This window comes from Amycolatopsis sp. NPDC006131 (genome assembly GCF_040614175.1).
Taxonomy (GTDB): domain Bacteria; phylum Actinomycetota; class Actinomycetes; order Mycobacteriales; family Pseudonocardiaceae; genus Amycolatopsis_E; species Amycolatopsis_E tucumanensis.
Window position 1 is genome coordinate 1 of the sequence record NZ_JBEXTX010000017.1, and the last position, 12,250, is coordinate 12,250.

Annotated in this window: 15 protein-coding genes; 5 read left to right on the top strand and 10 right to left on the bottom strand. The window is 72.9% G+C overall.

The annotated features are described in order from the left end of the window. Window positions 1–228: 228 nt before the first annotated feature. From tatB to sigE, 4 genes are all read right to left on the bottom strand, one after another. On the bottom strand, window positions 229–642 hold the full coding sequence (gene tatB, locus ABZ215_RS11900) for a Sec-independent protein translocase protein TatB (protein WP_020420940.1): 414 nt from the start codon (window positions 640–642) through the stop codon (window positions 229–231). Between the two features lie 102 nt (window positions 643–744). Next, window positions 745–2,268: a trypsin-like peptidase domain-containing protein gene (locus ABZ215_RS11905; RefSeq protein ID WP_354949483.1), complete on the bottom strand. Its 1,524-nt coding sequence runs from the start codon at window positions 2,266–2,268 to the stop codon at window positions 745–747. A gap of 81 nt (window positions 2,269–2,349) precedes the next feature. Continuing rightward, the gene (locus ABZ215_RS11910; protein ID WP_020420942.1) at window positions 2,350–3,000 is read right to left on the bottom strand and encodes a hypothetical protein; all 651 of its coding nucleotides are present in this window, start codon (window positions 2,998–3,000) and stop codon (window positions 2,350–2,352) included. Continuing rightward, entirely contained in the window at window positions 2,997–3,593 is a 597-nt protein-coding gene (gene sigE / locus ABZ215_RS11915; RefSeq protein ID WP_193354397.1) for an RNA polymerase sigma factor SigE, read from the bottom strand. The genes ABZ215_RS11910 and sigE overlap by 4 nt, the downstream gene beginning before the upstream one ends. A gap of 212 nt (window positions 3,594–3,805) precedes the next feature. Here sigE and ABZ215_RS11920 point away from each other — a divergent pair, with 212 nt between their 5' ends. The 3 genes from ABZ215_RS11920 to ABZ215_RS11930 all read left to right on the top strand — a co-directional run bounded on the left by ABZ215_RS11920 (window position 3,806) and on the right by ABZ215_RS11930 (window position 5,735). After that, window positions 3,806–4,444 carry an O-methyltransferase gene (locus ABZ215_RS11920; protein ID WP_020420943.1) on the top strand — a complete coding sequence of 213 codons (639 nt, stop codon included), beginning with the start codon at window positions 3,806–3,808 and terminating at the stop codon, window positions 4,442–4,444. 121 nt (window positions 4,445–4,565) lie between these two features. Continuing rightward, window positions 4,566–5,339: an AraC family transcriptional regulator gene (locus ABZ215_RS11925; RefSeq protein ID WP_354949484.1), complete on the top strand. Its 774-nt coding sequence runs from the start codon at window positions 4,566–4,568 to the stop codon at window positions 5,337–5,339. A 24-nt stretch (window positions 5,340–5,363) separates the two neighbouring features. Next, complete coding sequence (locus tag ABZ215_RS11930) at window positions 5,364–5,735, top strand: VOC family protein (RefSeq protein ID WP_354949485.1); 372 nt, start codon at window positions 5,364–5,366, stop codon at window positions 5,733–5,735. 218 nt (window positions 5,736–5,953) lie between these two features. Here ABZ215_RS11930 and ABZ215_RS11935 read toward each other — a convergent pair whose 3' ends face one another. Then, window positions 5,954–7,111 (bottom strand): MFS transporter, encoded by a 1,158-nt coding sequence (locus ABZ215_RS11935; RefSeq protein ID WP_354949528.1) that lies wholly within the window; start codon window positions 7,109–7,111, stop codon window positions 5,954–5,956. A 107-nt stretch (window positions 7,112–7,218) separates the two neighbouring features. Here ABZ215_RS11935 and ABZ215_RS11940 point away from each other — a divergent pair, with 107 nt between their 5' ends. After that, complete coding sequence (locus ABZ215_RS11940) at window positions 7,219–8,148, top strand: LysR family transcriptional regulator (protein ID WP_354949486.1); 930 nt, start codon at window positions 7,219–7,221, stop codon at window positions 8,146–8,148. Between the two features lie 157 nt (window positions 8,149–8,305). On the opposite strand, the gene ABZ215_RS11945 is transcribed toward ABZ215_RS11940, so the two are convergent. Then, window positions 8,306–9,727: a leucyl aminopeptidase family protein gene (locus ABZ215_RS11945; protein ID WP_354949487.1), complete on the bottom strand. Its 1,422-nt coding sequence runs from the start codon at window positions 9,725–9,727 to the stop codon at window positions 8,306–8,308. Window positions 9,728–9,800: 73 nt separating this feature from the next. Continuing rightward, window positions 9,801–9,968, bottom strand: coding sequence for a DUF3117 domain-containing protein (locus ABZ215_RS11950; protein WP_081617745.1), 168 nt, complete (start codon window positions 9,966–9,968; stop codon window positions 9,801–9,803). Between the two features lie 168 nt (window positions 9,969–10,136). Between ABZ215_RS11950 and ABZ215_RS11955 the strand changes: the two genes are divergently transcribed. After that, window positions 10,137–10,931, top strand: coding sequence for an enoyl-CoA hydratase-related protein (locus ABZ215_RS11955; RefSeq protein WP_020420950.1), 795 nt, complete (start codon window positions 10,137–10,139; stop codon window positions 10,929–10,931). Window position 10,932: 1 nt separating this feature from the next. Here the strand turns inward: ABZ215_RS11955 and ABZ215_RS11960 are convergent, their stop codons facing one another. Genes ABZ215_RS11960 through ABZ215_RS11970 form a run of 3 tightly spaced genes read right to left on the bottom strand, consistent with a single transcriptional unit; the run spans window position 10,933 to window position 12,250 of the window. Continuing rightward, entirely contained in the window at window positions 10,933–11,499 is a 567-nt protein-coding gene (locus ABZ215_RS11960; protein ID WP_020420951.1) for a DNA-3-methyladenine glycosylase I, read from the bottom strand. Further along, window positions 11,496–11,951: an SRPBCC family protein gene (locus tag ABZ215_RS11965; protein ID WP_020420952.1), complete on the bottom strand. Its 456-nt coding sequence runs from the start codon at window positions 11,949–11,951 to the stop codon at window positions 11,496–11,498. The genes ABZ215_RS11960 and ABZ215_RS11965 overlap by 4 nt, the downstream gene beginning before the upstream one ends. Beyond that, entirely contained in the window at window positions 11,948–12,250 is a 303-nt protein-coding gene (locus tag ABZ215_RS11970; protein ID WP_017986902.1) for a DivIVA domain-containing protein, read from the bottom strand. Before ABZ215_RS11970 ends, ABZ215_RS11965 begins: the two co-directional genes overlap by 4 nt.

The following is a 12,250-nucleotide window of genomic DNA, read 5'->3' on the forward strand; positions in this document are numbered from 1 at the left end:
TTGTCAAGGCGGGAAAGCGTGCCTTGACAAGCCTGGTCGGCGACTAAAGATCGGCTGTGGATCGGGGGCGGGGGAGGTCTGGTTGGGGTAGTCGGTCTTCTTGCGTTGCCGGCTTGCGGATTCGAAGTGAGAAGGGCCGCCCCTGCCGGGGTGGCCAGTGCCGTTGCGTTGCCGGTTTCGCGGTTGTGCCAGAAAAAATGGGCCACCCCTCCTGGGGTGGCCCTCTTCTCAGGTGGCGTCTGGGTCTGTGGGCGGCTTTTCGCCTGGTTTGAGTGGTTCTGGGTCCGGCTTCGCGGCCGGGGTGGTCGTCGTGGCGGGGTAGCCGTTCGGTTTCACGCTGCCGCCGGACAGGCCGTTGATCCCGAGCGGGTCCGGGTCACCGTCGAAGAGGTGCTGGGTGACCGCCCGGCGCGGGTCGAAATTGCGCAGCTGCCGCAGGTCCTCCAGCGGCTTCTGGAACTGCTCGAAGTCCGAGCCCATCTCGTCCTTGAGCTGCTGCCGGGCGCCGGTCGCGAAATCGCGCACCTTCCGCACGCTCCGGCCCAGCCAGGCCGCCGCCTCGGGCAGGCGCTCCGGGCCGAGGATGAACAGGCCCGCGACGATCAGGACGAGGATCTCGCCCCAGCCAACGCTTTCGAACATTCGCGAACCTCCGCCTCACACGGCTCCAGCTACCTCAGATTACCCCGCCGACCGGCCTGTTCGGATCCCGCGCGCGGAGTTCACGTCTCGTCCATCCGGCGGTCAGTCCGAGCCGAGCGTCACGTCGACCATCAGCGTCCGCCCCTGCCGGACCAGCTGCACGGGCACCGTCTCGCCGATCTCGTGCTGCCGCACCGCCACCGTCAGCTCCGCCGCGTTGCGGACCAAGCGGTCGCCGAGCTTGGTGATGACGTCGCCCTCCGCGATGCCCGCCCGCGCGGCCGGACCGCCGTCGGCGACGTTCAGCACCTGCGCGCCCTCCGACGTCTCCGCCGCAACCGACGCCGCGTTCACCCCGATGTCGGCGTGCTTGACCTGGCCACTGCTGATGAGCGTCCGCGCGATCTTGATCGCGTCGTCGGCCGGGATGGCGAATCCGATGCCGATGCTGCCGCCCGAACCGTCCGCCCCGCCGTCCGTGCGGATCGACGAGTTGATGCCCACCAATGCGCCCGTCGAGTCGACCAGCGCGCCGCCCGAGTTGCCACGGTTGATGGGCGCGTCGGTCTGAATCGCGTCGTACGTGACCGGCGGCTCGCCGTTCTCACCGGCCGCCGTCACCGGCCGGTGCAGCGCGCTCACGATGCCCGAGGTCACGGTGTTCTCCAGGCCCAGCGGCGACCCCACGGCGATCACCGAATCACCCGGTTCGAGGCCGGCCGGGTCGCCGATCTGCAGCACCGTCGGGTTCGACACCGCCACCTTGATCACGGCCAGGTCCGTCTTCGGATCCGTCCCGACCACCCGCGCCTCGGTGCGGGTGCCGTCCGTGAACACCGCGGTGATCTTCGCCTGCGGATCGCTGGTGGCCAGCGAGATGACGTGGTTGTTAGTGATCGCGTAACCCTGCGGGTCGATCATCACGCCGGAGCCGACGCTGCCGGACTGACCGGACTTCACCTCGATCGAAATGACTGCGGGCGCCACCCGCTGCGCGATGTCGGCGATCGAACCGGGCGCGCGTTCCTTGCCCGCCTCGGCCTCGGAGATCGTCGCCGACCCGGTCAGCGAGTCGCCCGCACCGCCGAGCCACCAGCCGATCAGGCCGCCGACGGCGCCGATGAGCAGGCACACCACCCCGAGCAGACCCAGCGCGACCGGCTTCACGCGGCGGCCGAACAACAGCTCGGGCAACGACAGCTGGGCGCTGCGCGGACGGTCGGCGTCCTCGTCGTCCTCGTCGTCGGGATCGAGCGCCGGGCGGGACAGCACCGCGGCCGAACCCGGGTCACGCCACGGGTCGGTCATGCGGGACCACAGCGGCGGCTCCGGATCACCGCCCGGCTGCCTGCCGTTGTCCCCGGCGGGGCGCTGCAGCCGCACGTCCTCCGCGCCGGGCGGGCGGCCGAAGGCCTCGGCCAGCGACTCCGGCGCGGGCGGCGCAGCGACGATCTTGTCGCCGTTGCGTGTGCCGGGGGTGTAGAGCTTGTCGAAGGCACCGTCCACGCCGTGCGGGCGGCCGAACGCGCCGGCTTCCGCGGGATCCACCGGCGGCCGGTCCAGCGGGCGGGGCGCCAGCCGCGGTTCCGCGCCTGCGCTGTCCTGTGGTGGATTCGGCTGACTCATCGTTCCCCGGGTGGATGGCTCGTCGTGCTGTCGGCGCGACCCTACGCCACCGATTCTCCCCCGCGGACGGTGAAGGGCGCGTCAGCGACTGGCCACGGGGGCGGGAGTCGTGGTCGTCGTGGTGGTGGCGGGCACGCTCGGCTCGCCACCGAGCTGCGCACGCAGCACACCGGGCGCGGGCGCCTGGCCCGGCTCCGGGTTGGCCTGCGTGGGATCGCCGGTCGACGAGGTCACGACCAGCGCGAGCGCGCTCAGGACCAGGCCGGACACGGCCACCCCGGCGCCCTGCGCGACACGGCGCCGCACCGAGGGGTGACGCTGACCGCCCAGAACGGCGGAACCACTACCGAGGGGCGCGCTCGACCCGAGCGGCGCCGACGAACCAAAAGGGGACGACCGGAGACCGGCGACGCGGTCGGGCCGCTGGATGGCGACCAGCTGGCCGTCCTCGGTGACGGCGAGGTTGTCGGGACTGGTCGGCAGGTCGGTGTCCTGCGGGATGTTGCGCAGGCTCGCCAGCAGGCTGGCCGGCATCGAGGGTGCTTCCGCGCGCCGGACCGCCGCACGCACCTGGCGCTGCGACGTCACCTCGGCGGCGCAGATCGGGCACCGGGCGACGTGCGACGCGGCACGCTCGTGGGCGCCCAGGCTCATCTCGCCGTCCACGAAGGCGACGACGGCGTCGGGAAGCAGGTGAGACTCGGGCAGGCCCCAGCCTCGCAGTTCGCTCATGCGGAAACCCCCACGGATTCCTCCTTGGCCGCCCGGCGCCGTTCGAGCGAGGCACGCAACGCCTGCCGGCCGCGGTGGATCCGGCTGCGCACGGTGCCCAGCTTCACGCCGAGCGTCGCACCGATCTCCTCGTAGGAAAGTCCTTCGACGTCGCACAGCACCACGGCGGCGCGGAACTCCGGCGGCAGCTCGTCGAGCGCGGCCTGCAGGTCCGGGTCCAGGTGCGTGTCGCTGTACACCTGCTCGGGGCTCGGGTCGTCACCGACGATTCTGTCGGTGTCCTCGGGCAGCCCCTCCATGCGCACCCGCGAGCGGCGGCGCGCCATGTCCAGGAACAGGTTCGTGGTGATGCGGTGCAGCCAGCCCTCGAAAGTGCCCGGCTTGTAGGAGGCCAGCGAGCGGAACACCCGGATGAACGTCTCCTGGGTGAGGTCCTCGGCGTCGTGGGTGTTGCCGGTCAACCGGTACGCCAGCCGGTAGACGCGGTCGCCGTGCTCGCGGACGACCTCGTCCCACGACGGCGGAGTCCACGCGGACTCGTCGACGGTGACCGGGCGGCCCTCGACCTGCTCGTTCTCCAGGCTGTTCTGCATCGTGGGGGACGGCACCTCCATCAGGCTGTTCTCCCAACTGATCTGTCCAACGCGGGCCATCCGCACTGTGTTCCCGGGAACCCCCTGGCGCCCGTTGAGACCCAGCTTGGCCCCTCTCCTTATGTGGGTAGTGAGACGAGACTGAGAGCCGCCTGAGAGAAGTGTGCACGTCTTCCACGGGTTTGGCGACGACCAGCGCTAACCTTTGCCGCGTGACCTCCGAGACGCTCGCGGCGAGTGGCGGCGACCACGCCGAGGGCTACCTGCCCGACCACCCGGCGGACGCCGCGCTGCTCGCCGCGCGGGCGCGCTCGGCGGAACTGGGCTGCGCGGCGCTCGGACCGGCCACCGGCGCGGCGCTGTGCTTCCTGGCGACGAGCCTGCGGGCGCGCGCGGTGGTCGAGATCGGCACCGGCATCGGGGTCAGCGGGCTCTACCTGCTGCGCGGAATGGCCCCGGACGGGGTCCTCACCTCGATCGACATCGAGCCGGAGCACCACCAGGCCGCGCGCCGCACCTTCCGCGAGGCCGGGTACCCGCCCGGCCGCACGCGGCTGATCATGGGCCGGGCGCTGGACGTGCTGCCGCGCCTCACCAGCGGCGGCTACGACCTGGTGTTCGTCGACGCGGCGCGTGCCGAGTACCCGCGTTACTACGAGCACGGCGTCCAGCTGCTGCGGCCCGGCGGGGTGATCGCGTTCCACGGCGTGACCGACGCGGCCCGCGGCGAGCGGCGGGAGCCCGGGGTGCTCGCGGCGCGCGAGCTGGCGCGGGCCATCCGCGAGGACGAGCGGCTGGTGCCGGCGCTGCTGCCGGTCGGCGGGGGGTTGCTGGTCGCCGCGGTGCAGTGATCATCGCTGGTCAGCGCTGTGTCGCGGGCCGCTGGCGCGGTGTGACGCCCCTCGAAATCGTCGTACCCCTGGTGCAGGATCTCCTCACGCGGGAAATGTCCGGATCGACGAGGGGGTCGTCATGCGCGAGGCAGTCCTGAGCGCCGCGCGGTTCATCACCACGCACGCCGAGGAGCCGTTGGGGCTGGGGGACGTCGCCGACCACGTCGGCTACAGCCCGTTCCACCTGGCCCGCACGTTCACGCGGGAGCTGGGCATGCCGCCGTGCCAGTACCTGACCGCGCGCCGGTTCGAGCGGACCAAACAGCTGCTCCTGCAGACCGACGAGCGGATCATCGACATCTGCAACGCGGTGGGGTTCTCCGCGGTCGGCACGTTCACCTCCCGGTTCACCGCCGCGGTGGGCACCACGCCGGTCGAGTTCCGGCGGCTGCCGGACGTGCTCGCCGACTCGCCGCCGCGGCCGATGTCGTCCCCGGGCGCGGGCGGCGGCACGGTGATGGGCACGGTCCGGCTGAGCCCGGCCGCGCAGGTGGCGCTGGGGCCGGACCCGGCCGTGTACGTCGGGCTGTTCCCCAAGCGCGCCGCGCGCGGGTTCCCGGTCAGCGGCACCCTGCTCGCCGAACCCGGTGACTTCCTGCTCACCGGGGTCCCGGCGGGCACGTACTGGGTGATGTCGTCGGCGCTGCCCAGCGGCGGCGGCGCGACGGCGCAGCTACTCCCGGGCCGCACCGTGGCCGGCGCGTGTCCCCGGGCGGTGCGGGTGTCGGCGGAGGCGCCGGTGCACCAGCGGGACGTGCACCTGGACCTGGGGCAGGACTGGTCGCCGCCGGTGCTGATCGCCCTGCCGGCGCTCGCCTCGGCCGATGCGCAAGAACGGAGAAGACACCGGTGAGAGCGCCGCCGTAGCGTCCGGAGGGTGATCACGCACCTGCACTCGGCCACGATCCTGGTCGGCGACCAGGAAGAGGCGCTGCGCTTCTACGTGGGCACGCTGGGGTGGGAGAAGCGGGAGGACCTGCGGTTCGGGCCGGTGCACCGGTTCCTGAGCGTGGCGCCGCCGGGCGCGGTGACGTCGATCGTGCTGGGGCAGCCGGAGGTCTACGCGCGGGAGCTGGTCCCGGGCGGCACCGGGATCACGGTGATGACGCCCGACGTGGCCGCCACGCAGGCCGAGATGTCCGCCCGGGGTGTGCGCTTCGCGGGGCAACCGCAAGCCATGCCATGGGGCACGAAGGCGACGTGGTTCACCGACCCATTCGGGAACGAGTACTTCCTGCTGGAGGGCTGAGGGCTGCGATCAGGCCGGGATCGCCGCCCGGCGGGCAGCGGCTGCGCGAAGGCTGATCCTTGCGGCGCCCGGCTCTTAGGCCGAGGCCACCCGCCGCGCCATGTGCGCCCGGAGGCCGGTCACCGCAGCGGCGGCCAGTGCCAGCCACAGCAACGCGGCCCCAACCACGACCCACTGTCCGCCGGGCCCCGCCGCCCACGCGCGCTGCGCTGGCCGCCCTAGACCGCAGCCACCCGCGCGGTACGCACCCGCAGCCCGACCACAGCGGCGCCCGCCAGTGCCAGCCACACCACCGCGGCCCCGACCAGCCAGCTCCAGCCGAACCGCCCGAAGATCACGCTCCCGGCCGTGCCGCCGACGCTGCTGCCCAGGTAGTAGGCCAGCGTGTACATCCCGGACGCCTGCCCCCGCGCCCCCTCCGGGGCCTCCGCCGCGGCCCAGCCGTTGGCGACCGCGTGCGCGGCGAAGAAACCGCCGGTGAGCACCACGAAACCGAGCACCACCAGCGGCAGCGAGTCGGGCAGGGTGAGCAGGATCCCGGTCGCCATCACGGCCAGCCCACCGAGCACCGCGCGCGGCCGGCCGAACCGGGCGACCAGCCTGCCCGCGTTCGACGACGACACCGAGCCCACCGCGTAGGCCAGGAACACCAGCGAAGCGACCGCCGGCGACAACCCGAGCTCCCCGGTCAGCCGGAACCCCGCCGCGTTGTACATCGCCACGAAGGCGCCCATCGCGAGCAGCGCCACCCCGTACTGGGCCAGCAGCACCGGCCGCCGCAACGCGGTCCCGACGCCGGTCAGCACGTCCCGCAACCGCAACCCCGAACCGCTCGGCCGCGCGCCCGCAGGCAACGACAACACCGTGATCGCGCTGCACACCAGCGCCACCCCCGCGACCACGGCCAGCGCGCCGTGCCAGCCGAGGGCCTCCGCGCTGAACCCGGCCGACAGCCTGCCGACCATGCCGCCCACCGTGTTGCCCGCGATCATCGCCCCGACCGCCGCGGCCACCCCGGTCTTGCCGAGCTGCTCGACCAGGTACGCCGAGGCCACCCCGGGGAACCCGGCGATCGCGATCCCCTGCAATGCCCGCAACGCGAGCAGCACCGGGTACGAGGGCGCGAACGGCATCAGCAGGCCGAGCACGACCGACAACATCACCGACGCGACGATGATCGGCCGCCGCCCGACGATCTCCGACAACGCCGCGATCGGCAGCACCGCGATCGCCAGCGCCCCGGTCGCCACCGACACCGCCAGCGACGCCGAACCGGGGTCGAGCTGGTACTGCGCGGCGAGCTGCGGCAGGACCGGCTGCGGCGCGTAGAGCAGGGCGAACGACGAAATCCCGGCAGCGGCGACCGCGAGCTTCACCCGGCGCGTTGCCGGGCGGGCCGGGGCGAGCACATCGACTGACACGCCTTGAAAGTAAGCCGCGCTAAAAAATACTTCCAATGCGTGGAACTGGCACAATTCATACCGTGACGTATGAAAGCCCGGCGGAAGCGTCTGACCAGCGGCTGGCTGCGAAGCTCGCGCCCAGCCTGGCCCTGCTGGCGGCCCTGCGTGAAACGCGCAACATCACCCGCGCGGCGGAGCGGCTGGGCATCCCGCAGCCGACGGTGAGCCGCCGCCTGGCCGGGTTGTCCGAGGTCGTCGGCGCGCCGCTGACCCGGCCGGACGGGCGCGGCGTCCGGCTCACGCGAGCGGGCGAAATCCTCGCGGCGACGGCGGCCCGCGCGCTCGCTGCAGTCGAGACGGGGGTGCGGCAGACGCGGGAGGAGATCTCGCCGGACAGCGGGCACGTCGTGCTCGGGTTCCTGCACCTGCTGGGCCGGTGGCTGGTCCCCTCGCTGCTGCGCGACTTCCGCGCCGACCACCCCGGCGTGCGGTTTTCGCTGGTCCAGGGCTCGCGGCAGCACGTGCTGGACCGGCTCGCGGACGGTGAGCTGGACCTGGCGCTGGTGGCTCCGCTGCCGGACACCGCGGCGCTGGACAGCTTCGCGTTGTCGGAGCAGGACCTGCTGCTGTCGGTGCCGGAGGCGCACCCGCTGGCCCGGCGGCGCCGCATCCGGGTCGAGGAGCTGGCCGAGGAGCCGTTCGTGACGCTCGAACACGGCTATGGGCTGCGGCAGATCATCGACGATCTGTGCGCGGCGGCCGGGTTCGAGCCGAAGATCGCGTTCGAGAGCCAGGAGTCGGACACCGCGCGGGGCCTGGTCGCCGCGGGGCTGGGGGTGGCGCTGCTGCCGCGGTTCGGGCCCGCGCCGCCGGCCGGGGTGGTGGAGGTGCCACTGTCGCCGCGGGTCAGCCGCACGATCGGGCTGACCTGGCGAGCAGGCGAGGAACCGACCCCAGCGGTGGCCGCCTTCCGCGACTACGTGCGCACGACCGGCACGCGCTACGCCTGACGCCGGACACGGCTCGGCCCCCGATGGTGGAACGCCCGGAACTACGCCTGGCCGGTACCGGGGCCGGGAGTAGTGCCGCCGCGCTTCAGACCCGCGCCACCCGCCGGGGTGGTGGAGCCACTGTCCCCGCAGGGCAGCCACACCGTCGCGCCCGGAACTACGCCTGATCCGAGCCGAACGCCTCCGCGAACGCCACCAGCGTCCGCGCCGCGAAACCCGTCGCACCCGGGACGACCTCCGCGTAGGGCTTTTCGGCCCTGGCCGGGCCCGCGATGTCCAGGTGCGCCCACGGCAGGCCCTCGGTGAACTCGCGCAGGAACAGCGCCGCCGTGATGCCGCCCGGCCCGCCGGGCGCCTGCTTCACGTCGGCGAGCTCGCCGCGCACCGCGTCGGCGTGGGCGTCCAGCAGCGGCATCCGCCACCACGCCTCCCCGACGCTCGCGCCCGCCTCGCGGATCTCGTCGGCCAGCTTGTCGTCCGTGGCGAACAGCCCGCCGGTCCGCAGGCCCAGCGCGACCTTCATCGCGCCGGTCAGGGTCGCCACGTCCACCACCGCGTCCGGGCTGAACCGCCGGATCCCGTAGGCCAGCGCGTCCGCCATGACCATGCGACCCTCGGCGTCGGTGTTGGACACCTCGGTGGTCCGCCCGCCGTAGTGCCGCACCACGTCGCCCGGCCGGTACGACGAGCCGGACACGTGGTTCTCCGCCGCCGGGACCAGCGCCGTGACCCGCACCGGCAGCCGCAGCGAGGCGATCGCCAGCGTGGCCGCGATGACGGCGCCACCGCCGGCCATGTCGGTGCGCATCAGGTGCATCCCGTCGGCCGGTTTGATCGACAGGCCACCGGTGTCGAACGTGATGCCCTTGCCGACCAGCAGCAGGTGACGGACCGCGCCACGCGGCCGGTACGTCAGCTCGATCAGCCGCGGCGGGCTCGCCGAGCCCCCGCCGACCGCGAGCACCCCGCCGAAGCCCTGCGCGGCCAGCCACTGCTCGTCCCGGATCGTGGCGCTCAGGCCTGGCACCTCGCCGGCCAGTCGCGCGGCGGTGTCGGCCAGCCACTCCGGGTTCTTGACGTTGGACGGCGTGTTCGCCAGGTCCCTGGCCAGCGCCGACGCGCCGGCCAGCACCCGCGCGCGCTCGACGACCCGCTGGTGACCAGTGTCGGCCGTGACCAGGCGCAGCGTGCGCAGCGCGGGCTGCTCCGCGTCGCCGCTGACCTTGAACCGGTACCCGCCGAGCAGCGCCCCCAGGGTCAGCTCCGCGACCTGCTCGCCGGTGACGTCGGCACCCAGTTCGACCTGCACCGCCTTGACGTCCGCGGCCTCCCTGGCGAGGGCCGCGCCCGCGGCGCGCCAGTGCGCGGGCCCGCCCTCGCCGATCCCCACCAGCCAGCGCACGTCCCCGCCGGGGAGCCGGCGGACCTCACCGGCCTTGCCGGTGTGCTCGACTCCGGCGACCGGCGCGTCCGCACCAGCGGGGACCAGGACGGCCAGGTCGGCGCCTCGACGGCGGCCGTCGGCGACCTCGACGTCGATCAGCCGGGTGGGAACGGACGGCAGGGGGAACCGCGCCATCTGGCGACCTCCTGGAACTCAAGGGACTGCGGCCGCGCGTGACGTCAGCCGTTGACGACGGAACGGGAGCGGGTCAGCTGGTGGCCTCCTGCAGGGCAACCCCCAGGTCCTTGGCCTCTTCGGCCGACAGCTCGACGACAAGTCGCCCACCGCCCTCGAGCGGAACGCGCATCACGAGGCCCCGCCCCTCCTTAGTCACCTCGAGGGGACCATCTCCGGTCCGGGGCTTCATGGCCGCCATAGCGTGCTCCCTCCGTATCAACCGGCGCGCCCGGGTCGCGCTCTTCAAGCCAACCGGGTCAGGCCCCATTCTCCCTCATCAGGATGGGCGCGCGAACGCGGACCGATCTTTTCGTGTTTGCTTAGGTGCTGGTATCGCCCCTCACCCGAGATTTCAGGAGGCCCTCCGGTGACCACCGAGGACGTGCTGCTCACCGCCGACGCCGACGGCGTGCGCACCGTGACGTTGAACCGCCCCAAGGCCTACAACTCGCTCACCGTCGAGCTGAAGGAGCGCCTGCTGGCCGCGTTGCGCGAGGCTTCGGCGGACCCCGCGGTGCGTGCGGTCGTGCTGACCGGCGCGGGCAAGGCGTTCTGCGCGGGCCAGGACCTCAAGGAGCACGTCGGGCTGCTGCAGGCGGGCGACCCGGCGCCGCTGCGGACCGTGCAGGACCACTACAACCCGATCGTCCGGGCCATCGTGGAGATGCCGAAGCCGGTGATCGCCGCGGTGAACGGGCCCGCCGCCGGCGCGGGAGCGGCTTTCGCCTACGCCGCGGACCTGCGCATCGCCGCGTCGTCGGCGAACTTCCTGATGGCGTTCGCCAACGTCGGGCTCGGCCCGGACTCGGGCGCGTCGTGGACGCTGCAGCGGCTGGTCGGCTACGGCCGGGCGGCCGAGCTGATGCTGCTCGCGCGCACGGTCGGCGCCGAGGAGGCGCTGTCGCTGGGCCTGGTCACCGAGGTCGTGCCGGACGAGGAGCTGGCCGGCCGGGCGCAGGCGCTCGCCGCGAAGCTCGCCGCCGGGCCGACGGTCAGCTACGCGAAGATCAAGCAGGTGCTGACCGTGGCCGCGGAGGGCTCGCTGGAGGACGCGCTGGCCGCCGAGGACGCGGCGCAGACGGTGCTCGGCTCTACGGCCGACCACCGCGAGGCGGTGGAGGCGTTCGTCGCCAAGCGCAAGCCGGACTTCCAGGGCAAGTAGGTCAGGACGCGCGGAAGCAGGTCACCAGGTGGTCGTCGACCATGCCGGTGGCCTGCATCAGCGCGTAGCACGTCGTCGGGCCGACGAATGCGAACCCGCGCTTCTTCAGCGCCTTCGCCATCGCCGTCGACTCGGGCGTGATGGCCGGGACGTCCGCCATCGTGCGCGGGCGGGGCCGCTCCCCCGTCGGCGCGAACGACCACAGCAGGTCGTCCAGCGGCTGGTCCAGCATGGTGATCGCGCGGGCGTTCGTGATCGCCGCCAGGATCTTCGCCCGGTTCCGCACGATCGACGCGTCCGCCATCAGGCGCTCGACGTCGTCGTCACCGAACTCGGCCACCTTCTCCGGCACGAAACCGGCGAACGCGTTCCGGAAGCCCTCCCGCTTGCGCAGGATCGTGATCCACGACAGCCCGGACTGGAACGCCTCCAGGCACAGCCGCTCGTACAGGGCGTCCTGCCCGCGCAGCGGCACGCCCCACTCCGTGTCGTGGTACTCGGCGTAGTCCGGGGCCGAGTTCCCCCACGGGCACCGCGACACCCCGTCGGCGCCGATCGACTCCGTCATACCTGCCCCACCGAATAGCTCTCCGCGAACTTCGCGAACCGTTTCAACGAGTACCGCAGCCCGATCACGAACGCGGGCTTCACCACCGGCCAGCCCAGCTGCCCCGCGGGCCCGAGCGGCGGCACCAGGCTCTCCGACCACACGAACGTCGAGGAGTGCGCGCCCTTCGCGTGCACGTGGAAGGCGCCGGTGCCCTTGACGACGCTGCCCAGGTGCCGGACCGTGCACCGCACCGGCGGCTCCCAGCTGGTGATCACCATCGGGTCGGTGACGCCGACCCCGCGCACCCCGGTGAACGCGCTCAGCTTCGACCCGACGCTGCGGCCGTCGCCCTCGACGACTTCGACGTGCGTGCCGAGCATCCACTCGTGCTGCCGCTCCCAGTCGGTCAGCGCGAGCCACGTCGTGCCCGCGCTCGCGTGCACGTCCACGGACAGGACCAGGTCGATCATCCCGAGGTCTGCCGTTCCGCCTCGAGCTCGGCCACCCTGGCGCGGAGCTCGTCGATCTCGGCGCCCAGCCGCCGCACCACCCAGTCCACTTCGGACATCTTGTACCCGCGCAGCACGAGCTGGAAGCGCACCTTCTGCACGTCCTCGCCGGTGATGTCCCGCACCGGCAGGCGCGTCGGCGAGCTGCCCGGCGGCAGCGGGGCCAGCTCCTCGCCGCGACCGAACACGACGGCGGCCAGCAGGAACACCACAGCCGCCACGAGCAGCATGATCACGAGGTAGATCAGGGCGGTCGTCAC